Genomic DNA, 22,064 nt, shown 5'->3' on the forward strand with positions numbered 1-22,064 from the left:
TACGGTTCACCACTGACATCGCTCATGTGGTTTTCCGGCCGCGGAGACCGTCCGTCGTACCCGCAATCCACCGATCGGTTGATCGGAGGTCGAGCGTGATGGCCGATGCCGCCCGGCACCCGGCGACGACAGCCTTGAGCCATGTCAATGATCGAGGTTCAGGGCCTGCGCAAGGCCTACGGCGACAAGGTGGTCGTCGACGGCGTCTCCTTCGCGGTCGCCGAGGGGGAGATCTTCGGGATCCTCGGCCCCAACGGGGCCGGCAAGACCACCACCGTCGAGTGCGTCGAGGGGCTGCGGACGCCGGACGCCGGGACCGTACGGGTCGGTGGGCTCGACCCCGTCGCCCGGCACGCCGACGTCACCCGGATCCTCGGCGTGCAGCTCCAGGAGAGCGAACTCCAGCCCAAGCTCACCGTCCGCGAGGCCCTGGAGCTCTACGCCTCCTTCTACGAGCGGCCCGCCGACTGGCGCGGGCTCGTCGAACGGCTCGGTCTCGAAGGGCAGCTGAGGACCCGGTTCGGGAAGCTGTCCGGCGGGCAGAAGCAGCGGCTGTTCATCGCGCTCGCCCTCGTCGGCGACCCGCGCGCCGTGGTCCTCGACGAGCTCACCACCGGGCTCGACCCGCGCGCCCGGCGCGACACCTGGTCGCTCATCGAGGACGTCCGGGCCGCCGGCGTGACCGTCCTGCTCGTCACCCACTTCATGGAGGAGGCCCAGCGCCTCTGCGACCGCATCGCCGTCATCGACAAGGGCCGGATCGCCGCTCTCGACACCCCCGACGGGCTGATCGGCCGCGCCACCGCCTCCAAGGTCATCTCCTTCGCGGCCCGCACCCCGCTGGACCCGGCCGAACTGCGCGCCCTGCCGCAGGCGGCCGCCGTGGAGACCAAGGACGGGCGGACCGTGGTCGAGGGGACGGACGCGACCGTCGACGCCTTCGTCGCCCTCCTCGCCCGCCGGGGCGTCACCGCCCACCAGCTCCGGGTCACCGACGCGACCCTCGACGACGCCTTCCTCGACCTGACAGGAGCCGACCAGCCGTGAGTACGACCGCCGGCACCGCCGCCACCACCGCCGTCCTCCGCACCGAGGTCCGCCTCTTCACCCGCGAACCGGGCGCCCTGTTCTGGGTGATGGTCTCGCCGACCGTCCTCCTCGTGATCCTCGGGCTGATCCCGTCCTTCCGCGAGGCCTCCGCCGACCTCGGCGGCCGCCGCGTCATCGACCTGTACGTCCCCGTCTCCGTCCTCTTCGCCCTGATCATGGCCGGACTCCAGGCCATGCCGCCCGTCCTCGCCGGCTACCGCGAACGCGGCATCCTGCGCCGGCTGTCGACGACCCCGGTCCGCCCCGCCTCCCTCCTCACCGCCCAGATCGTCCTGCACGGGGCCGCGGCGCTCGTCTCCGCCGTCCTCGTCATCACCGTCGGCCGCCTCGCCTTCGGCGTCCGGCTGCCGCAGAACCTCGCCGGCTACGCCCTCGCCCTGCTGCTCGCCATCGCCGGCGGCCTGGCCCTCGGCGCCGCCGTCTGCGCCGTCTCCCGTACGCAGAAGATCGCCACCGCGGTCGGTTCGGTCGTGTTCTTCCCGACGATGTTCACCGCGGGCGTCTGGGTCCCGGTGCAGGCCATGCCGGATACGCTGCAACGCATCGTGGAGTTCACGCCGTTCGGCGCCGCCTCGCAGGCACTCGACACCGCGACGACCGGCGGCGGGCCCGCCTGGGCCGCGCTGGGAGTGATGGCCCTGTGGACGGTCGTCCTGACCACCACGGCGGCGCGCTGGTTCCGTTGGGAGTGACGGGCAGGAGTGAGGGACACGGAGGGGGAGAGGTCGCGGTGACGGCGACGACGGTCGAGGAGCGGTGGCGCCAGTTCTTCAGCTGGGGGCCGTACGGTCTGCTGGTCCTCGCCACGGTCCTCGCGGCGACCGCGGCGGGCGTGCTGCCCATGGGCGGTGCGGAGATGGCCGTCGCGGCGGCCCTGACCGCCGCGACCCTCATCCTCCAGATCGGGTGGGACATCCACCGTCGCCTCGCGCCCGGGCTCCCGGAGCCCGAGGACGAACCGGGCGGCATCCCCCACGTGCTCGGTGCCCCGGGCCTGGCGTCCACCGTCTACTTCGTCCTCCGTACCGCCCTCGCCTTCGCGCTCACCTGGCTCAACCCCTTCTTCTCCGTCTACGCCTGCATCGGCTTCTTCGACGCCGGCCACCTCCTGCCCCGCCGGTTCGCCCGCGCCGGGCTCCTCGCCACCGCCGTCATCATGGCCGGGGCCCAGTCCGGCGGACTCCCGCCCACCTCGCTCGTCACCTGGGTCGCGTTCGGCGGACTGTTCGCGCTCAACGCCTGCCTCGCCGTCGTCTTCTCCCACCTCGGTACGAAGGAGGCCGAGAAGGCCGCCGAGCGCGCCGCCACCATCACCGAACTCGCCCGCACCAACGCCCGCCTGGAACAGGCCCTCGCCGAGAACGCCGCCCTGCAGGCCCAACTCCTCCTCCAGGCCCGCGAGGCGGGGGTCGCCGACGAACGGCGCCGGCTCGCCGCCGAGATCCACGACACCATCGCGCAGGGGCTGACCGGCATCATCGCCCAGCTCCAGGTCGTCACCGCCACCCCCGACCCCGACGTCGCCCGGGTCCACCTCCAGCGCGCCGCCGGCCTCGCCCGCCACAGCCTCGGCGAGGCCCGCCGCTCCGTGCAGAACCTGAGCCCGGTCGCGCTGGAGCACGACACGCTCCCCGAGGCGCTGAAGAAGACCGTCGCCGTCTGGTCCGAACGCACCGGCATCACCACCCGGTTCACCGTCACCGGCACCGAGGAACCTCTCCACGACGAGGTCGCCGCCACCCTGCTGCGGATCGCCCAGGAGGCACTCGCCAACGCCGAACGGCACTCCGGGGCCTCCCGGGCCGGCGTCACCCTCTCGTACATGGGCGACGAGATCACCCTCGACGTACGGGACGACGGACGCGGCTTCGACCCCCTCAGCGTTCCCGCCCGCACCACCGCCGCCTCGGGAGGCGGCGGGTTCGGCCTCGACGGCATGCGGGCCAGGGCCGAACGCCTCGCCGGCTGCGTCACCGTGGAGACGGCGCCCGGCGAGGGGACGGCGATCTGTGCCCGCGTACCGTTGGTGCACCATGACTGAGCGCCCGCCCATCACCCTGCTGATCGTCGACGACCATCCCGTCGTACGAGACGGCCTGCGCGGCATGTTCACCGCCGCACCCCCGGGAGCGGGCGGTCCCGGCTTCGAGGTCCTCGGCGAGGCGTCCGGCGGCGTCGAGGCCGTCGAACTCACCCTGCGTCTCGACCCGGACGTCGTCCTCATGGACCTGCGGATGCCCGGCGGCAACGGCGTCGACGCCATCGCCGAACTGACCCGGCGCGGCGCCCGCTCCCGGATCCTCGTCCTCACCACGTACGACACCGACACGGACACCCTCCCCGCGATCGAGGCGGGCGCCACCGGCTACCTCCTCAAGGACGTGCCCCGCGACGAGCTGTTCGCCGCGGTCCTGGCCGCCGCCGAGGGCCGCACGGTCCTGTCGCCCGCCGTCGCGTCCCGCCTGATCACCCGGGTCCGCACCCCCGCCGCGCCCGCGGACGAGACGCTCTCCGCCCGCGAACGCGAAGTCCTCGAACTCGTCGCCAAGGGCACCTCCAACCGCGCCATCGCCGCCGAGCTCTTCATCAGCGAGGCGACCGTGAAGACCCATCTGACGCACATCTATGGCAAGTTGGGCGTCAAGGACCGGGCCGCCGCGGTCGCGTCCGCCTACGACCGGGGCATCCTGGGCCGCAACTGACCGACGTGCGACGCGACTCGGGGGAGTCATGGACGTCCACCACTTCACGACCGACGCACTGGACCGGGCCGACCGTTTCGGCTGGTGGCACGACATGACAGCCACCGCGCTCATCCCGACCGTCATGCACAGCGCGTACGCGGACGACTTCCACGCCGAGGCGCACGCCCTCGACCTCGGCGCCGTCCAGGTCACCGCGATGCGCTACCCGCCGCTGACGACCGCGCGCACCCCCCGGCTGATCAGCCGCGCCGATCCCGGCTACTACCAGCTCTCGCTCACCCTCAGCGGCGACATGTGGATCTCCCAGGCAGGCCGGGACACCGCGGTCGGCGCGGGCGACCTGATGGTCTACGACTCCTCGCTGCCCTTCCTCGGCGGTACGCGGAGCGAGGACGGCCGACTCGGGCACATCGTCGCCCAGTTCCCCAAGGCCCTCCTCCCGCTGCCCTCCCGCGAGGCCGAACGGCTCGTCGCCCTCCGCATGGCCTCGGACTCCGGATTCGGCGCGATGCTCGCCCAGTTCCTCGTCCGGCTCGCCACCGACGGAGCCTCCTTCGACGAGACCGACGCGCCCCGTCTCACCCGGATGCTGCTCGACCTCCTCGCCGGCACGGCCGGCCGGCACCTCGACGCCGAGAGCGCGCCGGAGCCGGAGAGCCGCCGGCGCGCCCTCTTCCTGCGGATCCAGGACTTCGTCCGCCGGGAGCTCGCCGACCCCGGACTCTCCCCGGCCACCATCGCCGCCGCCCACCACATCTCCGTGCGCTATCTCCACCGCCTCTGCCAGGAGCACGGCGTCACCGTCTCCGGCTGGATCCGCGACGCCCGCCTGGACCGGGCGCGGCACGACCTCGCCGACCCGGCGCAGCGGACGACCCCCGTCCACGACATCGCGGCCCGCTGGGGCTTCCGCCACCACGCCGCCTTCAGCCGGGCGTTCCGCACGGCCTACGGCTGCACGCCCAGCGAGTACCGCGCGTACGGGGAGTGCGCGCAGCGTCAATGAGCTGTGCGCTCCAGGCCAAAGACAGCACCGAACGGACGCACGGAGACTGGACGGGCACGCGGAGCCGCCACGGGGGATGTCGGGGACGGCCCGCGCGCCGGTGCCCCAGGCGTGTGTGCCGCCCGCGGCACACAGGGGGAAGCACCACCCGTTCCCCGGACCGGCCACCGCCGTCGCGCCGCGGTGGCCGGTGCGGGGTCACGTTCGATGCCGCCCCTCACCCCCCGACCCGCAGCAGCAGCACCGACCGCGCCCCCACCGTCACCGTCCCCCCGCCCCGGTGCACCGTCCCGGGGGAGTGGGACTGGTCCTCCAGGGTGGTGTCCAGGACCAGTTCGTACGACTCCGCCCACGGCGGGCCCGGCAGCCGGTACTCGACGGGGCGGGGGCCCGCGTGCAGGATCGCCAGGAAGCTGTCGTCGGTGACCTGGGCGCCGCGGGCGTCGCGGCCCGGTATGTCGCGGCCCGAGAGGTAGAGACCGAGCGTGGCCGCGGGCGCGTACCAGTCGCCTTCCGTCATCTCCGTGCCGTCCGCCGTGAACCAGGCGAGGTCCCGCAGCCCGTCCGCGCCCTGCGGGCGACCGGAGAAGAACGCGCGGCGGCGCAACACCGGGTGGGCGTGACGCAGCGCGAGCAGCCGTCGGGTCAGGGCGAGCAGCTCCCGCCGCCCCGGGTCCTCGGGCAGCGACCAGTCCAGCCAGCTCGTCTCGTTGTCCTGGCAGTAGGCGTTGTTGTTGCCGCCCTGCGTGCGGCCCATCTCGTCGCCCGCGACCAGCATCGGCACCCCGGTCGACAGCAGCAGCGTCGTCAGCAGGTTCCGCAGCTGGCGCAGGCGCAGCGCGCCGATCTCCGGGTCGTCGGTCTCGCCCTCCGTCCCGCAGTTCCAGGCGCGGTTGTCGTTCGTCCCGTCCCGGTTGCCCTCTCCGTTGCCCTCGTTGCGCTTCCGCTCGTACGTGACGAGGTCCCGGAGCGTGAAGCCGTCGTGCGCGGTGACGAAGTTGACCGAGGCGTACGGCCGCCGGCCGCCCCACGCGTACAGGTCGCTCGAACCGGAGAGCCGGTAGCCGAGGTCCCGTACGTCGGGCAGCGCGCCGCGCCAGAAGTCCCGTACCGCGTCGCGGTAGCGGTCGTTCCACTCCGTCCACAGCGGCGGGAACGCCCCCACCTGGTAGCCGCCGTTGCCGACGTCCCACGGCTCGGCGATCAGCTTGACCCGGCGCAGCACCGGATCCTGGGCGATGACGGCGAGAAAGGGCGAGAGCATGTCGACGTCGTGCATCGAGCGCGCGAGCGCGGCGGCCAGGTCGAAGCGGAAGCCGTCGACGCCCATCTCCGTCACCCAGTACCGCAGCGAGTCCGTGATCAGCCGCAGCACCTGCGGCTGGACCACGTGCAGGGTGTTGCCGCAGCCGGTGTAGTCGGCGTACCGGCGGGCGTCGGACTGCAGCCGGTAGTAGCCGCGGTTGTCGATGCCCTTCAGGGAGAGCGTGGGTCCCAGCTCGCCCGCTTCGGCCGTGTGGTTGTAGACCACGTCGAGGATGACCTCGATCCCGGCCGCGTGCAGCGCCCGCACCATCCGCTTGAACTCGCCGACCTGCTGCCCCGCCGTCCCCGACGAGGAGTAGCCGGCGTGCGGGGCGAAGTAGCCGATGGAGTTGTACCCCCAGTAGTTGTGCAGGTCCCGCCGCAGCAGATGGTCCTCGTGCGCGAACTGATGCACCGGAAGCAGCTCGACCGCCGTCACCCCGAGCCGTACGAGATGCTCGATCGCCGCCGGGTGCGCGAGCCCGGCGTAGGTGCCCCGCAGCTCCTCGGGGATGCCCGGGTGGAGCTTGGTGAAGCCCTTCACATGCAGCTCGTAGATGACGGAGTCCGGCCAGGGCGTCTTCGGCCGGCGGTCGTCCGACCAGTCGTCGTCGTCCTGGACGACGACCCCCTTCGGGACGTACGGCGCCGAGTCCCGGTCGTCCCGGACGGTGTCGGCCACGTGCTGCTGCGGCCAGTCCCGGACGTGCCCGTACACCTCCGGCGGCAGCGCGAAGGAGCCGTCCACGGCCCGCGCGTACGGGTCCAGGAGCAGCTTGGCCGGATTCCAGCGGGCGCCCGTCCACGGGTCCCAGCGGCCGTGCACCCGGTGGCCGTACCGCTGCCCGGCCGCCACCCCCGGCACGAAGCCGTGCCAGATCTCATGGGTGAGCTCGGTCAGCGGCAGCCGTCTCTCCGTCCCGTCGGCGTCGAAGAGGCACAGCTCGACCGCCTCCGCCCCGCCCGCCCACAGCGCGAAGTTGGTGCCGGACACCCCGTCGGGCCCCACCCGGCACCGCGCGCCCAACGGTGTGGGCGCACCCGGCCACACCGCGGGCGGCCGGAACCGCTCCGGGGCAGGGGAGGGCCCCACTCCGTCCCGTACCGCCTCCTGCTCGGCTGCGCTCGACACCTGTCGGCCTCCCGCGGCTCGTCGGGCCTCGCACGGCTCGGACCCGCGGCGTCCCGGCCGCGACTCCCCGCACGTGGTCCTCCCACCTGTTCTGCCCGTACCGCCGTACTCCCAACATGACCCGCACGCACGTTTCCCCTGGAGGGTGGTCGTCGTTGGGCCGGTCGTGAAACACGTATGGAAGCGGGCGGGGTACGCCCTCGCGGTGGCGGGACTGATGGTGGGCCTGGCGGGCTGCACCGACAAGGGTGACGGCGGCGGCGGTATCGACATCTCGCTGCCCGGGAAGGCGCGGGCGCCCGGCGACGTCATCCGGATCAGCCCGGAGGACGGCAGCCGGGCCGTTTCGGCCGAGGGGCCGATCGAGGTGTCGGTGGACAGCGGTCGCCTCGAACGGGTCACCGTCGTCCAGGTCGAGGACGCCCAGCGCACCGCGGTCCCGGGCGCGATCAGCGAGGACGGGCTGCGCTGGCGGCCGGCGGCGGACGAACGGCTCGCGCTCGCCGCCAAGTACAGCGTGGACGCCGTCGCGCTCGACGCGCACGGCCGGCGCTCCGCCCGGCACACCACCTTCACCACCGTCGTGCCCGAGCGCCGCTTCATCGGCTACTTCAAGCCGGAGAACCGTTCCACGGTCGGCACCGGCATGATCGTGTCCTTCGGTTTCAACCGGGCCATCGAGAACCGCGAGGCGGTCGAACGGGCCATCAGGATCACCTCCGATCCGCCGGTGGAGGTCGTGGGCCACTGGTTCGGCAAGGAGCGGCTCGACTTCCGCCCCGCGGAGTACTGGCAGCCCGGCACCAAGGTGACCGTCGAACTCGCGCTGCGCGACGTCGAGGGAGCGCCGGGTGTGTACGGCATCCAGCGCAAGAAGGTCGGCTTCACCGTCGGACGCTCCCAGGTCTCCCTGGTCGACGCGGCCGCGCACACCATGGAGGTGCGCAAGGACGGCGAGCTGCTGGCGACCGTGCCCATCACGGCCGGGGCGCCGATGACCACCACGTACAACGGGAAGATGGTGGTCACGGAGTTGTACGACGTGACCCGGATGGACGGCCGGACGGTCGGTTTCGGCGGCGAGTACGACATCAAGGACGTACCGCACGCGATGCGGCTGACCGACTCGGGGACCTTCCTGCACGGCAACTACTGGGCCGCGGAATCCACCTTCGGCTCGGCCAACGTCAGCCACGGCTGTGTCGGTCTGCGGGACGAGAAGGGCGGCAGCGCGGACTCCCCGGCGGGCTGGTTCTTCGACCGGACGCTCATCGGCGACGTGGTGGAAGTGGTCAACTCCCGTGACCGAAAGGTCGCTCCCGACAACGGGCTCGGAGGCTGGAACATGGACTGGATGCAATGGAAGGCAGGTTCCGCCCTGCGGTGAGCCCCCGTCGTCCCCTCGCTGACCTGCGTCCCGTGCACGGTTCCTGGATCAACTGGGACTGAACGGTGACATTCGCGTGGAACTTTCGTGTCCTGCGGTGTGATTATCTAGCGCCGTGTGCGCGGAGGATGCGTGCGGGGGTGCGGGCCGTGGCGAGACCAGGCCGTGCGAGGGGAGACGACCATTTTGAACGGGCAGCCGATATCGGCCGGGGTGACGCGTGGACGGCGGCGCGGGGGCGCGCGTCTGCAGGCCCTGGCTGTGGGGGCGTTGCTCCTGGTGCTGACGGCCTGCGGGGGCGGGGACCCGGCCGGTGGCGGCAAGGGCGGACAGGACCCGGCGCAGAGCGGCGGAGGCAAGCAGGAGAACGCGGCGTCGCAGGCGGTCGTCACCATCGCCCCGAAGGACGGCGCCGACTCGGTCGCCACCAGCGGTGCGCTGAAGGTGACGGCCGAGCAGGGCAAGCTGACGACGGTCACCGTCGCCGACTCCAAGGGCGCCGAGGTCGAGGGCAAGATCGCCGCGGACGGTGCCAGCTGGCAGCCGGTCGGTCACCTTGCCGCGGGTACGCAGTACAAGGTCCACGCCATCGCGAAGGACACCGAGGGCCGTGAGTCGGCGAAGGACACCACCTTCACCACGCTGACCCCGAAGAACACCTTCATCGGCCACTACACGCCCGAGGACGGTTCGACCGTCGGCGTCGGCATGCCGGTCTCCATCAACTTCACCCGGGGCATCACCGACCCGGCGGCCGTCGAGAACGCCATCAAGGTGACCGCCGAGCCCGCGGTGGAGATCGAGGGCCACTGGTTCGGCAACGACCGCCTGGACTTCCGTCCCAAGGAGTACTGGGCCGCGGGCACCAAGGTGAAGGTCGAGCTCAACCTGGACGGCGTCGAGGGCCGCCCGGGCGTCTACGGCAAGCAGAAGAAGACGATCTCCTTCACCATCGGCCGCCGGCAGGTCTCCACGGTCGACGCGAGCGCCAAGACGATGAAGGTCGAGCGCGACGGCAAGATCATCAAGACGATCCCGATCACCGCGGGCGCCCCGTCCACGACCACGTACAACGGCCAGATGGTCATCAGCGAGAAGTACAAGGTGACCCGGATGAACGGCGCCACGGTCGGCTTCGGCGGTGAGTACGACATCAAGGACGTGCCGCACGCGATGCGTCTGTCGACCTCGGGCACCTTCGTCCACGGCAACTACTGGGCCTCGGCCGGGACCTTCGGCTCGGCCAACGTCAGCCACGGCTGCGTCGGTCTGCGGGACGCCCGCGGCGCCGGCAACAGCTCGATGCCGGCCGCCTGGTTCTACGACCGCTCGCTCATCGGCGACGTGGTGATCGTGAAGAACTCGAAGGACAAGCAGATCGCCCCGGACAACGGCCTCAACGGCTGGAACATGAGCTGGTCGGAGTGGACCAAGTAGGGCCCTGAGCCACTCCGTACGGCGGACCCGGTGCTGTGAGCAACAGCACCGGGTCCGTTGCCGTTAACGGCGGCTAACCTGCCGGGTATGACTGTGAACCTCGAAGTCGCCGAAGGCGTCGGCGTCATCCGCCTCGACCGCCCCCCGATGAACGCCCTCGACATCGCCACCCAGGACCGGCTGCGCGAGCTGGCCCAGGAGGCGACCGACCGCGACGACGTGCGGGCCGTGATCCTGTACGGCGGCGAGAAGGTGTTCGCGGCCGGCGCGGACATCAAGGAGATGCAGGTCATGGACCACGCGGCCATGGTCAAGCGGTCGCGCGCGCTCCAGGACTCCTTCACCGCGATCGCCCGCATCCCCAAGCCGGTCGTCGCCGCGATCACCGGTTACGCCCTCGGCGGTGGCTGCGAACTGGCCCTGTGCGCCGACTACCGGATCGCCGCCGACAACGCCAAGCTCGGTCAGCCCGAGATCCTGCTCGGCCTGATCCCCGGCGCCGGCGGCACCCAGCGGCTGTCCCGCCTGGTCGGCCCGTCGAAGGCCAAGGACCTCATCTTCACCGGCCGGATGGTGAAGGCCGACGAGGCGCTGACGCTCGGCCTGGTCGACCGGGTCGTCCCGGCGGCCGAGGTGTACGAGCAGGCGCACGCCTGGGCCGCGAAGCTCGCCCAGGGGCCGGCCATCGCGCTGCGGGCCGCCAAGGAGGCGATCGACCAGGGTCTCGAGGCCGACATCGACACCGGTCTCGCGATCGAACGCACCTGGTTCGCCGGTCTGTTCGCGACCGAGGACCGCGAGCGCGGGATGCGCAGCTTCGTCGAGGAGGGCCCGGGGAAGGCGAAGTTCGTCTGACTCTGGCATATGCCAGGTGAATCCCCCGGAATTATCGATTCCGGGGGATCGATTCCGCCGGAACGGCCCCGCGGCCCGGTCCGTCCGGCCATGATGGGGGCATGGCGGGCCTGGAAGGTGTGGAACAGCCGCGGCAGCACGGCGGTGCGACCGCCGCGCGGTGGGTGCCGGCAGCCGAGGACGAACAGGCTCTCAAGGCGCTGGAGTTGTACGGGAATCCGGCCGAGGAGGACGTCCGGCTGCCGTCCCGTCCCGAGTCCGCCGCCATCGCCCGCCGGCTCACCCAGTGCGTCGTCCTGCGCCACTGGGCGCTCTCCCCGCAGATCGCCGAGCACGCCGTCCTGCTCGTCTCCGAACTCGTCGGCAACGCCGTCCGGCACACCGGTGCCCGGGTCTTCGGACTGCGCATGCTGCGCCGCCGCGGCTGGATCCGGATCGAGGTCCGGGACCCCTCGCGCGGACTGCCGTGTCTCATGCCCGTGCAGGAGCTGGACATCAGCGGTCGCGGGCTCTTCCTCGTCGACAAGCTCTCCGACCGCTGGGGCGTGGATCTGCAGCCGCGCGGCAAGACGACGTGGTTCGAGATGCGGGTCGCCGACCGCTGATACGCAAAAGCCCCCGTGCGGGGGCTTCTGTGTAGGGAGCGCCGCGGATCGGGGGGGTGTGTATCCACGGTGCTCGGACGACCTGGCCCGGGTCAATGGGGGTCGTGTTCCCGACTATGGCAGACAGGGGGCCTTGTCGCCAAAAGTCCCTACTGGGGCAAATTCGGACAAAGATGGACTGTTCAGCAATGAATCATTGGTGACATAGAGCACGGACCTTGTAAATGGTGAATAAGTATGGGGTTCACCGCTTGTTTCCTCGCCGTGTCCGCATGGTGGACGCGGAAGGGAGGCCCGCAAACGTCCTGAATTGGCCTAATCATTACTTTTCGGGCATAACGGCTGTCCAATGGTCGCGTGACCCCGACCGACCGCCGTGGCGCCCTGCGGGCGGGTGCCGCCGCCGCCCTCACGGGAGCGCTCACGGCCGCGTGCGGCACGGAGACCCCTCCCGCACCCCGCGGCCCCGCGCCCGCGCCCGCCGCTCCGGCCCCCCGCCGCTTCCCCGGTCACCCCGTGGAGATCGCGAGCGGCCCCCGCGACCGCCCCCGGGTCGCCCTCACCTTCCACGGCCAGGGCGACCCCGCCCTCGCCCGCGCCGTGCTCGCGGAGGCGGAGAAGGGCGGCGCCCGGGTCACCGTCCTCGCCGTCGGCGACTGGCTCGACGCCCACCCCGAGCTCGCCCGCCGGATCCTCGACGGCGGCCACGACCTCGGCAACCACACGCAGCGCCACCTCGATGTCAACGCGCTGGGCGAAGACGCCGCGCACGCGGAGATCAGCGCCTGCGCCACCCGGCTGCGCCGGCTCACCGGCTCCATCGGCAGCTGGTTCCGGCCCTCCAGGAGCCAGCACGCGACCCCGACCGTCCAGCGGGCCGCCCGCCGGGCCGGCTACCCGCACGTCCTCTCGTACGACGTCGACTCCCTCGACTTCACCTCGCCCGGCGCGGCGGCCGTCGTCCGCAACGTCACCGGGTCGATCCGCAACGGATCGGTGGTGAGCCTGCACTTCGGCTACGCGGACACGGTCGCCGCGCTGCCGCCCCTCCTCGCCGACCTCGACCGCCGCGGCCTGCGCGCGGTGACGACCACGGAGCTGCTGACCTGATGCTGCCTCTCACCACGCGTACGAAGAGCCTCCTCGCCGCCGCGCTGCTCGCCGCGCTCGCCGGGTGCGGCACCGCGGACGACGGGGCCGAGCCCCGCGGCGGCGCCAGGAAGGAGGCCGCCGTGCCCCCGGCCGTAGCGAAGAAGGCCGTCCCGGACGGCCTGCCCGGCATGCCGCCCGTCCTCGACCCCAAGGACGTCTACGCCGCCGACCGGCCGAACAAGCTCTCGCCCGTGGTCAAGGACTTCCCCTCCCGGGTCTACGTGCCCAACACCAACTCCAACACCGTCTCGGTCATCGACCCGGCCACGTACCGGGTGATCGAGACCATCCCGGTCGGCATCCAGCCGCAGCACGTCGTCCCGTCGTGGGACCTGAAGACGCTCTGGGTCAACAACAACCGCGGCCACACCCTCACCCCGATCGACCCGGCCACCGGGGTCGCGGGCAAGCCCGTCGAGGTCCACGACCCGTACAACCTCTACTTCACGCCGGACGGCAAGTACGCCGTCGTCATGGCCTCCCTCGACCGTGAACTGGTCTTCCGCGACCCGCACACCATGGACCGGAAGAAGACCGTCCCGGTCTCCTGTTACGGCGTCAACCACGCGGACTTCTCCGCGGACGGCCGGTACTTCGTCGTCTCCTGCGAGTTCTCCGGCGAACTGCTGAAGGTCGACACGGAGAAGATGGAGGTCATCGGCCAGCAGAAACTGCCCTTCGAGGGCGCGATGCCGCAGGACGTGAAGATCTCGCCGGACGGCAGGACCTTCTACATCGCCGACATGATGGCCCACGGCATGTGGGTCCTCGACGGCGAGAAGTTCACCACCCCGACGCTCATGCCGACCGGCAAGGGCGCCCACGGCCTCTACATCTCCCGGGACTCCAAGGAGATGTACGTCCCCAACCGCGGCGAGGGCTCCATCTCGGTCTTCGACTTCGCCAAGAACTCACTGACGAAGAAGTGGTGGCTCCCGGACGGCGGCTCCCCGGACATGGGCGGCGTCTCGGCCGACGGCAAGGTGCTGTGGCTGTCAGGCCGTTACGACTCCGAGGTCTACGCGATCGACACGACCACCGGCAAGCAGCTGGCCCGCATCCCGGTCGGCGGCGGCCCCCACGGCCTCGCGGTCTACCCCCAGCCCGGCCGCTACTCGCTCGGTCACACCGGCGTCTTCCGCTGATTCGGGCGGCGGGTCAGCCCGCGATGAGCAGGGCCTCGGAGGCCACCGGGCGGTAGCCCGCCGCCTGGAAGGTGCGGACGCTACGGGCGTTGCCGGGGGACTGCTGGGCCCAGACGACGTCGTCCGGCGTCAGATGCCGGGCGGCGAGGGCCAGCGCCCGGCCGAGCCCGCGGTGCCTGGCGTCCTCCTCGACCTCGATCGCCGCCTCCCAGCGCCCGGCCACGCCCCGGCCCAGGATCAGCACCCCGCCGTCGGTCGCCCACACCCGTACGTCCTCGCGGAACTTCATCGCCCGCGCCACCCGGGGGTGGTCGGGGTCCTCGATCTCGCGCAACGGCAGCCCCGGGGCGCCGGGCAGCGTCGTGGCGACCGTCAGCAGGTCGATCGTGTTCATGTGCCGGCCCGTGCGCCGCATGAAGGCGGCGAGGAACCCCGGGTTCATCGAGGCGGCCAGCGGGTCGCTCGCGGCGGCCGCGAGCTCCGCCCGCACCCACGACGGATCCTCGTCCGTGAAGACCACCGAATGCGCGGTGAAGGCGAGGACGCCGACGTCCCTGGCGTTCGGCTGCGGGACCACCGTCGTCGAGCCGTCCGGCGGCGGGAACTGCCCGCGCGCCGCCGCCGCCAGGATCCGTGCCACGTCGTCGCTCATACCCCCATCATCGGTCACCCGTCGGACCGATAACCTGACCCCCGTCATCGAAGCAACAAGAAGGGGCGGAAGCTGTGGCGGACATCGAGTCGGCGCGCAAGGCATTCGATCGGTTCGACGTGGACGGGGACGGTTTCATCACCGCGGCCGAGTACAAGAGCGTCATGGCGCAGCTGGGTGACTTCAACGTCACCGAGACGGTCGCGGAGGCCCTGATCGGCCAGCGTGACGGCAACGCCGACGGCAAGCTGTCCTGGGACGAGTTCTGGGCCGACCTCAACAAGGCCTGACCCACCGGGCAGGGACGGGCGGCGCCACACCCGGCACGGCCACCACGTGCACACGTATGTGAACCGCCGCCCGTGCGGCCGGCCGGGCGGACGGATGGAACCATCGGAATGACGGCTGGGCGCCGGTCGTGGAGTGCCCCGCACGCCTCCGGCTCCCCGGCGGGAATCGGCCTTACCGTGCAGGCAACCCGTCCGGATACCGGACGGGTTCCCGCCACTCCGGCGTTCCCCTGGAGGTCAAGATGCCCAGTCCACCCCAGCCGTTCGGCACCGTCGTCAGCGCCATCGGCGTCAACCTGCGGAAGTATCCGAGCACGGACTCCTCCGTCATCGGCAACCTGAGTCACGGCGCCGAGGTCGGCCTGCACAGCAAAGTGCACGCCCAGACCATCGACGGCAACAGCATCTGGTACCTGCTGCGCGACAAGGCCGCGTGGGTCGCCGCCCGGCACGTCGACAACACCGGACAGGTGCCACTGTCCAAGGACGTCGAACCGGCCGCCCCGCAGGGCTGAGCGAGGGGCAGCCGGCCTGCAAGGAAGGCCCTGACCGCGCTGAAGGACATGAACGCGCTGGTCAGGGCCCGCACCGGCTGGTGCCCTGACGGCACGGCCACGACGCGCGCGGCGTCGCACGGGGGAGGAAAATGGGGGGTGAACCCCCACCCCCTCACCTCATGTCCACTGCCGCGCGGCTGGTGCGTCGATTGCTGATGGCGGTGCTTCTGAGCACAGCGATCAGCGTGGGGCCGGTCGCTTTCGCACCCCTGGCGGCCTTCCTGACGCCGGCGGCGGCTCAGGCCTCCCTCACACTGGACCCGGCCTCCGGGCCACCCGACACGTACGTGACGGTCACCGGCTCCGGTTTCGACCCGTGCGGCTACGCGGCGGTCTCCTTCGACGGCGGTACCCCCATCGGGGTGGTGCTGGACCAGACCGATCACACGGTCACCGGGTCCATCACGGTCCCGATGAACGCCACGACAGGCCCGCACACGATCAAGGTGGCCTGTGACCCCGAGGTCGACACCGGCCACGTCACGTCCGCGTCGGCCACCTTCACCGTGACCGGGGGCGGCGGCACCACGCCCGACGGGTCACGGACGCTCACGCTCGACCCGGACCACGGATCGATCGGGGACACGATCGACGTCCGGGGCTCGGGGTTCGACGGGTGCTCCGCCGGAACCGTCGACCTCTACGTCGTCGACGAGGCGGATCTCGGGTCCGGCATCCCCGTGGGGGAGAACGGCGACTTCTCGCGCACGGAGACCGTCCCGGAGGGCACCTCACTGGGCACGCACACATTCCGGGCCGCCTGTACCGGACAGCCGGACTACTACGCGGACGCCGACTACGTCGTCGAGAGCCCTGGGGACCCGCAGCTCACCCTCGCTGGGGAGGAGGGCGCGAAGGGGAGCACCGTACAGGCGGAAGGCACGGGCTTCAGGTGCTCGAACGTCGACCTCCTCTGGGACGGCGACGAGCCGGCCTTGACCACTGCGCCGGTCACCGAGCAGGCCACCTTCGCCACCGAGATCACCGTCCCGGCCGACGCGCCGGAGGGCACGCACACGGTGCGGGCGGTGTGCCAGGACTATCCGGAGCAGTACGACGAGGCGCCGTACCGGGTCACGGACGAGCCGGGCCCGACGGGCCCCAAGGACCCCGATCCGTCGGATCCGAACCCTACGGATCCGAACGACCCGAACCCTACGGACCCGAACGACCCGAACCCCACGGATCCGAATCCGACGGATCCGAATCCGAACGACCCGAACCCTGCGGACCCGAACGACCCGAACCCTGCGGATCCGAACGCGCAGCCCCCGTCCGGTAGCGGCGGGACCACCCCCGTCGGGTGGGTCGTCGGCTCCACGACCGGTACCGCGCTCGCCCTCGCCGCCGCCGCGGCCGTCTACTTCGGCCGACTGCACCGCGGCCCCCGCTGGGTCCGCAACCACGTCCGGGCGACCCTGCGGCCCGCGACCGGCACCACCGAGGTGACCGAGTACCGGCCGCCCGGCGAGCCGCCCACCCGTACGACCCGGCTCGACCCGCACCCGGACCCCGGCCGGCAGACCCTCGACGAGGAGGACCGATGACCATGCCCGCGCCCGTGGCGCCTCCCACGACCCCGACGACCGTCCGCGCGTTCCTGCTCGGCGAGGGGGAGGAGCTCGACGCCCCGCTGCGCGCCCATGACACGGCCGGGCCAGTGCTCGCCCCCGTACGCGGCAGGACCCCCGCCGCCGACCGGGCGGTCGAGCACGAGCTGGCCACCGTCGTGGAGGACTTCCTCGCCCTCGACGTGCTCGACCTCGCGGCCGCCGGCTGGCGCGGCCACTCCGCGCTGCAGTCAGCCGCGCGCCGCACCCGTGACCTGCCGGGCAGCGAGGAGGTCGTCGCGCTCGCCACCCATCGGGTCACTTCCACCCACCGGCCGTACGTCGACGTCTACGTGGACGGCGCGAAGATCGGCACGCTGGACGTGGAGCTGACCGCGGTCTTCTGGATCTCCGGGCTCGTCTGCGTGGTCCGTGACGCCTGTCTGACCGGCGTACGGTCCGGGAACTGCGCGGTCGACGCGAGCCTGGGGGTGCAGGGGTCGGTGATCGCCCAGCGCCGGGGCGGCCGGCTGGACCTCCCCGGAGCTTTCGCGCTGCGCGGCCCGGTGCCGCTGCTGCGGAACGAGCCGAGGCCCCAGGAGGCCCCGACCGCCCCGGGGATCAGCGCGCGGTGATCAGCACTCGATGATGTTCACCGCGAGGCCGCCGCGGGCGGTCTCCTTGTACTTGACCGACATGTCCGCGCCGGTCTCCTTCATGGTCTTGATGACCTTGTCGAGGGAGACCAGGTGGCTGCCGTCGCCGCGCATCGCCATCTTCGCCGCCGTGACCGCCTTGACCGCCGCCATGCCGTTGCGCTCGATGCACGGGATCTGGACCAGGCCGCCGACCGGGTCGCAGGTCAGGCCCAGGTTGTGCTCCATGCCGATCTCGGCCGCGTTCTCGACCTGCTCCGGGGTGCCGCCGAGGACCTCCGCGAGGGCGCCGGCCGCCATCGAGCAGGCCGAGCCGACCTCGCCCTGGCAGCCGACCTCGGCGCCGGAGATCGAGGCGTTCTCCTTGAAGAGCATGCCGACCGCGCCGGCCGCCAGCATGAAGCGGACCACGCCGTCCTCGTCCGCGCCGGGCACGAAGTTCATGTAGTAGTGCAGGACCGCCGGGATGATGCCGGCCGCGCCGTTCGTCGGGGCGGTGACCACGCGGCCGCCCGCCGCGTTCTCCTCGTTCACGGCCATCGCGTAGAGGGTGATCCACTCCATCGCCAGCGCCGCCGGGTCGCCCTCGGAGCGCAGCTTGCGAGCCGTGTTCGCGGCGCGGCGGCGGACCTTCAGACCGCCCGGCAGGATGCCCTCGCGGGACATGCCGCGCGAGACGCAGGCCTGCATGACCCGCCAGATCTCCAGCAGGCCCTCGCGGATCTCGTCCTCGGTGCGCCAGGCCTTCTCGTTCTCCATCATCATCGCGGAGATCGACAGGCCGGTCTCCTTCGCGAGGCGGAGGAGTTCGTCGCCCGTGCGGAAGGGGTACTTCAGGACCGTGTCGTCCGGGATGATCGGGTCCGATCCCTCGACCGCGTCCTCGTCCACGACGAAGCCGCCGCCCACCGAGTAGTACGTCTTCTCCAGGACGAGCGCGCCCTCCGCGTCGTACGCGAAGATCGTCATGCCGTTGGCGTGGTACGGCAGCGCCTTGCGGCGGTGCAGGATCAGGTCCTCGTCGAAGTCGAAGGGGATCTCGTGCGCGCCGACCAGATTGATCCGGCCGCTCGACTTGATCCGCTCGAACTCCTCGTCCGCCGTCTCGACGTCGACCGTCCGCGGGGAGTTCCCCTCCAGGCCCAGCAGGACGGCCTTCGGCGTGCCGTGGCCGTGGCCGGTCGCGCCCAGCGAGCCGTACAGCTCCGCCCGTATCGAGGCGGTGTGGGCGAGGAGCCCCTCGTTCTTCAGCCGGCGGGCGAACATCCGGGCGGCGCGCATCGGGCCCACCGTGTGGGAGCTGGACGGGCCGATGCCGATCGAGAACAGGTCGAAGACCGAGATGGCCACGGGGAACTCCTTGTGGGGGGCTAGACGCCGTTGTCTGCCGGGGTGGTGCAGAACGGAGCAGGAAGAGCGGAAAAAGGGGGTGGGGCACCGCGCTCACTGTCCAGTGTGCGCGGTGCCCCGGAGCTTCGTACGAACAAAAGGGTACGAAATTACTTCAGGCCGGGGTACAGCGGGTGCTTCTCGGCGAGAGCGATCACCCGGGCCTTGAGGGACTCGGCGTCGAAGCCGGGCTTCAGGGTCTCCGCGATGATGTCGGCGACCTCGGCGAAGTCCTCGTCGCCGAAGCCGCGGGTCGCGAGCGCCGGCGTACCGATGCGCAGACCCGAGGTGACCATCGGCGGACGCGGGTCGTTCGGGATCGCGTTCCGGTTGACCGTGATGCCGACCTCGTGGAGGCGGTCCTCGGCCTGCTGACCGTCCAGCTCGGAGTTGCGCAGGTCGACCAGGACCAGGTGCACGTCCGTGCCGCCGGACAGGACCGAGACACCGTGCGCGGTGACGTCGTCCTGGACCAGGCGCTCGGCCAGGATCCGGGCGCCGTCCAGGGTGCGCTGCTGGCGCTCCTTGAACTCCTCCGAGGCCGCGATCTTGAACGAGACGGCCTTGGCCGCGATCACGTGCTCGAGCGGGCCGCCCTGGAAACCGGGGAAGACCGAGGAGTTCAGCTTCTTCGCGAACTCCTTCTTCGCGAGGATGATGCCGCCGCGCGGGCCGCCGAGGGTCTTGTGCGTGGTGGAGGTCACCACGTCCGCGTACTCGACCGGGTTCGGGTGCAGGCCGGCCGCGACCAGACCCGCGAAGTGGGCCATGTCGACCCACAGGTACGCCTCGACCTCGTCGGCGATCCGGCGGAACTCGGCGAAGTCCAGCTGACGCGGGTAGGCGGACCAGCCCGCGATGATCACCTTGGGGCGGTGCTCCTTGGCCAGGCGCTCGACCTCGGCCATGTCGACCAGACCGGCCTCGTCCACGTGGTACGCGACCACGTTGAACTGCTTGCCCGAGAAGTTCAGGCGCATGCCGTGGGTCAGGTGACCGCCGTGGGCCAGGTCCAGGCCCAGGATCGTGTCGCCGGGCTGGGCGATCGCGAACAGCGCGGCCTGGTTCGCGGAGGCGCCGGAGTGCGGCTGGACGTTGGCGTACTCGGCGCCGAACAGGTCCTTGATCCGGTCGATGGCGATCTGCTCGGCCACGTCGACGTGCTCGCAGCCGCCGTAGTAGCGGCGGCCCGGGTAGCCCTCGGCGTACTTGTTGGTGAGGACCGAGCCCTGGGCCTCCATGACCGCGACCGGAGCGAAGTTCTCCGAGGCGATCATCTCGAGGGTGGACTGCTGGCGGTGGAGCTCGGCGTCGACGGCGGCGGCGACGTCCGGGTCCAGCTCGTGGAGAGGGGTGTTCAGAAGCGACATGAATCGATCCCTAGGGGGTCTCGGTTAGCCGGCGGTGAAGGCGGTGTACTCGTCGGCGGTGAGCAGGTCCTCCGGCTCGCCGGCGAGGCGGACCTTGAACAGCCAGCCGCCCTCGAACGGGGCGGTGTTCACCAGGGAGGGGTCGTCCACGACGTCCTGGTTGGCCTCGACGACCTCACCGGTCACCGGCGCGTACAGGTCGCTGACGGACTTGGTGGACTCCAGCTCGCCACAGGACTCGCCCGCGGTCACCGTGTCACCGACCTCCGGGAGCTGCACGAAGACGACGTCGCCGAGGGCGTTCGCCGCGTGCTCCGTGATGCCGACGGTCGCGACGCCGTCAACGACGTCCGACAGCCACTCGTGCTCCTTGCTGTAGCGAAGCTGCTGGGGGTTGCTCATGTCGTGATTCTCCTGGATCGGGGGAGTGCTGATGTACGCGGGTCTTACGGGATGAGACGAGGAGTGAGACGTTCAGGCGTGTGAAACGTCACTTCTGGCGCTTGTAGAAAGGCAGCGCCACGACCTCGTACGGCTCGTGGGTGCCGCGGATGTCCACACCTACACCCTGCGTGCCGGGCTCGGCGTGCGCCGCGTCCACGTACGCCATGGCGATCGGCTTTCCGAGCGTCGGGGACGGGGCGCCGGAGGTGACCTCGCCGATGACCTCGCCGTTCGCGACGACCGCCATGCCGGCGCGCGGGACGCGGCGGCCCTCGGCGATCAGGCCGACGAGCTTGCGCGGCGGGTTGGTGGCGGCGCGCTCGGCGGCGGCCTCCAGGGCCTTGCGGCCGACGAAGTCGCCCTCGTTGGTCGTCTTCTCGAACTTCACGACCCGGCCGAGGCCCGCGTCGAACGGGGTGAGCGAGGTGGTCAGCTCGTGCCCGTACAGCGGCATGCCCGCCTCCAGGCGGAGCGTGTCACGGCAGGACAGGCCGCAGGGGATGAGCCCGACCGGGGCGCCGGCCTCGGTCAGCGCCTTCCAGACGCCCTCGGCGTGCTCGGGCTTCAGGAACAGCTCGAAGCCGTCCTCGCCGGTGTAGCCGGTACGGGCGATCAGCGCGGGGACCCCGGCGACCGTGCCCGGGAGGCCGGCGTAGTACTTCAGACCGTCCAGGTCGGCGTCGGTGAGCGACTTCAGGATGCCGGGGGACTCCGGGCCCTGGACGGCGATCAGGGCGTACGCGTCACGGTCGTCCCGTACCTCGGCGTCGAAGCCGGCCGCGCGCTCGGTCAGCGCGTCGAGGACGATCTGCGCGTTGGAGGCGTTGGCGACGACCATGTACTCCTGGTCCTGGAGCCGGTACACGATCAGGTCGTCGAGGATGCCGCCGTCCTCCTGGCAGATCATCGTGTAGCGGGCCCGGCCGAGGCCCACGGTGGAGATGTTGCCGACCAGGGCGTGGTCGAGGAGCTCGACGGCCTGCGGACCGGTCACCGTGATCTCGCCCATGTGGGAGAGGTCGAAGAGGCCGGCCTTGGTGCGGACGGCGTTGTGCTCGTCGCGCTCGCTGGCGTAGCGCAGCGGCATGTCCCAGCCGGCGAAGTCGGTCATGGTCGCGCCCAGCGAACGATGCAGCGCATCGAGGGCGGTCAGGCGGGGTGCAGTGCTCATGGGGTGGCTCCCGGGTCCCAAGGGCGGAAAACATGACGGGCGAGGACGTCCTCCCCATCTGTCATGGAACCTGAGAGGTTCACCGAGAGCATCTCGTCACCGAGAGGTCGGCTTGCACCTTGGGTGGGAACGCCACACGACGTCCC

21 protein-coding genes are annotated in these 22,064 nt (G+C 71.3%); 15 read left to right on the top strand and 6 right to left on the bottom strand.

What is annotated here, in order from left to right:
- Nucleotides 1–141 precede the first annotated feature (141 nt).
- The 5 genes from ACFV9D_RS03485 to ACFV9D_RS03505 are packed head-to-tail and all read left to right on the top strand — an operon-like array spanning nucleotide 142 to nucleotide 4,821.
- Nucleotides 142–1,047, top strand: coding sequence for an ABC transporter ATP-binding protein (locus ACFV9D_RS03485; protein WP_385140179.1), 906 nt, complete (start codon nucleotides 142–144; stop codon nucleotides 1,045–1,047).
- Nucleotides 1,044–1,802, top strand: a complete 759-nt coding sequence (locus ACFV9D_RS03490; RefSeq protein ID WP_385140182.1) for an ABC transporter permease — start codon at nucleotides 1,044–1,046, stop codon at nucleotides 1,800–1,802. The genes ACFV9D_RS03485 and ACFV9D_RS03490 overlap by 4 nt, the downstream gene beginning before the upstream one ends.
- Before the next feature lie 38 nt (nucleotides 1,803–1,840).
- Nucleotides 1,841–3,151 (top strand): sensor histidine kinase, encoded by a 1,311-nt coding sequence (locus ACFV9D_RS03495; protein ID WP_385140185.1) that lies wholly within the window; start codon nucleotides 1,841–1,843, stop codon nucleotides 3,149–3,151.
- Nucleotides 3,144–3,812, top strand: coding sequence for a response regulator (locus ACFV9D_RS03500; protein WP_385140188.1), 669 nt, complete (start codon nucleotides 3,144–3,146; stop codon nucleotides 3,810–3,812). Before ACFV9D_RS03495 ends, ACFV9D_RS03500 begins: the two co-directional genes overlap by 8 nt.
- Before the next feature lie 28 nt (nucleotides 3,813–3,840).
- The gene (locus ACFV9D_RS03505; protein WP_385140191.1) at nucleotides 3,841–4,821 is read left to right on the top strand and encodes a helix-turn-helix domain-containing protein; all 981 of its coding nucleotides are present in this window, start codon (nucleotides 3,841–3,843) and stop codon (nucleotides 4,819–4,821) included.
- Nucleotides 4,822–5,038: 217 nt separating this feature from the next.
- Here ACFV9D_RS03505 and glgX read toward each other — a convergent pair whose 3' ends face one another.
- Nucleotides 5,039–7,258: a glycogen debranching protein GlgX gene (gene glgX, locus ACFV9D_RS03510; protein ID WP_385140194.1), complete on the bottom strand. Its 2,220-nt coding sequence runs from the start codon at nucleotides 7,256–7,258 to the stop codon at nucleotides 5,039–5,041.
- A 166-nt stretch (nucleotides 7,259–7,424) separates the two neighbouring features.
- On the opposite strand from glgX, the gene ACFV9D_RS03515 reads away from it, so the two are divergent.
- From ACFV9D_RS03515 to ACFV9D_RS03540, 6 genes are all read left to right on the top strand, one after another.
- Nucleotides 7,425–8,645 (top strand): Ig-like domain-containing protein, encoded by a 1,221-nt coding sequence (locus ACFV9D_RS03515; RefSeq protein WP_385140196.1) that lies wholly within the window; start codon nucleotides 7,425–7,427, stop codon nucleotides 8,643–8,645.
- Nucleotides 8,646–8,831: 186 nt separating this feature from the next.
- Complete coding sequence (locus tag ACFV9D_RS03520) at nucleotides 8,832–10,082, top strand: Ig-like domain-containing protein (RefSeq protein ID WP_385140198.1); 1,251 nt, start codon at nucleotides 8,832–8,834, stop codon at nucleotides 10,080–10,082.
- Between the two features lie 87 nt (nucleotides 10,083–10,169).
- Nucleotides 10,170–10,937, top strand: a complete 768-nt coding sequence (locus ACFV9D_RS03525; RefSeq protein ID WP_385140201.1) for an enoyl-CoA hydratase/isomerase family protein — start codon at nucleotides 10,170–10,172, stop codon at nucleotides 10,935–10,937.
- A gap of 101 nt (nucleotides 10,938–11,038) precedes the next feature.
- On the top strand, nucleotides 11,039–11,542 hold the full coding sequence (locus tag ACFV9D_RS03530) for an ATP-binding protein (protein WP_385140204.1): 504 nt from the start codon (nucleotides 11,039–11,041) through the stop codon (nucleotides 11,540–11,542).
- Nucleotides 11,543–11,899: 357 nt separating this feature from the next.
- Complete coding sequence (locus tag ACFV9D_RS03535; RefSeq protein WP_385140207.1) at nucleotides 11,900–12,652, top strand: polysaccharide deacetylase family protein; 753 nt, start codon at nucleotides 11,900–11,902, stop codon at nucleotides 12,650–12,652.
- On the top strand, nucleotides 12,652–13,839 hold the full coding sequence (locus tag ACFV9D_RS03540; RefSeq protein ID WP_385140209.1) for a YncE family protein: 1,188 nt from the start codon (nucleotides 12,652–12,654) through the stop codon (nucleotides 13,837–13,839). The genes ACFV9D_RS03535 and ACFV9D_RS03540 overlap by 1 nt, the downstream gene beginning before the upstream one ends.
- A gap of 13 nt (nucleotides 13,840–13,852) precedes the next feature.
- On the opposite strand, the gene ACFV9D_RS03545 is transcribed toward ACFV9D_RS03540, so the two are convergent.
- The gene (locus tag ACFV9D_RS03545) at nucleotides 13,853–14,491 is read right to left on the bottom strand and encodes a GNAT family N-acetyltransferase (RefSeq protein ID WP_385140211.1); all 639 of its coding nucleotides are present in this window, start codon (nucleotides 14,489–14,491) and stop codon (nucleotides 13,853–13,855) included.
- A gap of 74 nt (nucleotides 14,492–14,565) precedes the next feature.
- Between ACFV9D_RS03545 and ACFV9D_RS03550 the strand changes: the two genes are divergently transcribed.
- From ACFV9D_RS03550 to ACFV9D_RS03565, 4 genes are all read left to right on the top strand, one after another.
- Nucleotides 14,566–14,781: an EF-hand domain-containing protein gene (locus ACFV9D_RS03550; RefSeq protein ID WP_385140214.1), complete on the top strand. Its 216-nt coding sequence runs from the start codon at nucleotides 14,566–14,568 to the stop codon at nucleotides 14,779–14,781.
- A gap of 242 nt (nucleotides 14,782–15,023) precedes the next feature.
- Nucleotides 15,024–15,296 carry an SH3 domain-containing protein gene (locus tag ACFV9D_RS03555; RefSeq protein WP_385140216.1) on the top strand — a complete coding sequence of 91 codons (273 nt, stop codon included), beginning with the start codon at nucleotides 15,024–15,026 and terminating at the stop codon, nucleotides 15,294–15,296.
- Nucleotides 15,297–15,457: 161 nt separating this feature from the next.
- Nucleotides 15,458–16,885, top strand: coding sequence for a hypothetical protein (locus tag ACFV9D_RS03560; protein WP_385140218.1), 1,428 nt, complete (start codon nucleotides 15,458–15,460; stop codon nucleotides 16,883–16,885).
- Nucleotides 16,882–17,523, top strand: a complete 642-nt coding sequence (locus ACFV9D_RS03565) for a hypothetical protein (RefSeq protein ID WP_385140220.1) — start codon at nucleotides 16,882–16,884, stop codon at nucleotides 17,521–17,523. Before ACFV9D_RS03560 ends, ACFV9D_RS03565 begins: the two co-directional genes overlap by 4 nt.
- On the opposite strand, the gene ACFV9D_RS03570 is transcribed toward ACFV9D_RS03565, so the two are convergent.
- The 4 genes from ACFV9D_RS03570 to gcvT all read right to left on the bottom strand — a co-directional run bounded on the left by ACFV9D_RS03570 (nucleotide 17,524) and on the right by gcvT (nucleotide 21,918).
- On the bottom strand, nucleotides 17,524–18,894 hold the full coding sequence (locus ACFV9D_RS03570) for an L-serine ammonia-lyase (protein ID WP_385140223.1): 1,371 nt from the start codon (nucleotides 18,892–18,894) through the stop codon (nucleotides 17,524–17,526). It lies immediately after the preceding gene.
- A gap of 149 nt (nucleotides 18,895–19,043) precedes the next feature.
- A complete protein-coding gene (glyA, locus tag ACFV9D_RS03575; protein ID WP_385140226.1) occupies nucleotides 19,044–20,303 on the bottom strand; it encodes a serine hydroxymethyltransferase in 1,260 nt (419 codons plus the stop codon).
- Between the two features lie 24 nt (nucleotides 20,304–20,327).
- Entirely contained in the window at nucleotides 20,328–20,705 is a 378-nt protein-coding gene (gene gcvH / locus ACFV9D_RS03580) for a glycine cleavage system protein GcvH (RefSeq protein WP_385140229.1), read from the bottom strand.
- 88 nt (nucleotides 20,706–20,793) lie between these two features.
- Nucleotides 20,794–21,918, bottom strand: coding sequence for a glycine cleavage system aminomethyltransferase GcvT (gcvT, locus tag ACFV9D_RS03585; RefSeq protein WP_385140231.1), 1,125 nt, complete (start codon nucleotides 21,916–21,918; stop codon nucleotides 20,794–20,796).
- Nucleotides 21,919–22,064 lie beyond the last annotated feature (146 nt).

It is taken from the genome of Streptomyces sp. NPDC059875 (genome assembly GCF_042731085.1).
Lineage (GTDB): Bacteria > Actinomycetota > Actinomycetes > Streptomycetales > Streptomycetaceae > Streptomyces.

Coding starts and splice junctions, on each gene's coding strand:
- ACFV9D_RS03545 (WP_385140211.1), bottom strand. CDS start 14,491: ATGAGCGACGACGTGGCACGGATCCTGGCGGCGGCGGCGCGCGGGCAG.
- ACFV9D_RS03565 (WP_385140220.1), top strand. CDS start 16,882: ATGACCATGCCCGCGCCCGTGGCGCCTCCCACGACCCCGACGACCGTC.
- ACFV9D_RS03530 (WP_385140204.1), top strand. CDS start 11,039: ATGGCGGGCCTGGAAGGTGTGGAACAGCCGCGGCAGCACGGCGGTGCG.
- ACFV9D_RS03560 (WP_385140218.1), top strand. CDS start 15,458: ATGTCCACTGCCGCGCGGCTGGTGCGTCGATTGCTGATGGCGGTGCTT.
- gcvH (WP_385140229.1), bottom strand. CDS start 20,705: ATGAGCAACCCCCAGCAGCTTCGCTACAGCAAGGAGCACGAGTGGCTG.
- ACFV9D_RS03540 (WP_385140209.1), top strand. CDS start 12,652: ATGCTGCCTCTCACCACGCGTACGAAGAGCCTCCTCGCCGCCGCGCTG.
- gcvT (WP_385140231.1), bottom strand. CDS start 21,918: ATGAGCACTGCACCCCGCCTGACCGCCCTCGATGCGCTGCATCGTTCG.
- glyA (WP_385140226.1), bottom strand. CDS start 20,303: ATGTCGCTTCTGAACACCCCTCTCCACGAGCTGGACCCGGACGTCGCC.
- ACFV9D_RS03555 (WP_385140216.1), top strand. CDS start 15,024: ATGCCCAGTCCACCCCAGCCGTTCGGCACCGTCGTCAGCGCCATCGGC.
- ACFV9D_RS03485 (WP_385140179.1), top strand. CDS start 142: ATGTCAATGATCGAGGTTCAGGGCCTGCGCAAGGCCTACGGCGACAAG.
- ACFV9D_RS03505 (WP_385140191.1), top strand. CDS start 3,841: ATGGACGTCCACCACTTCACGACCGACGCACTGGACCGGGCCGACCGT.
- ACFV9D_RS03525 (WP_385140201.1), top strand. CDS start 10,170: ATGACTGTGAACCTCGAAGTCGCCGAAGGCGTCGGCGTCATCCGCCTC.
- ACFV9D_RS03500 (WP_385140188.1), top strand. CDS start 3,144: ATGACTGAGCGCCCGCCCATCACCCTGCTGATCGTCGACGACCATCCC.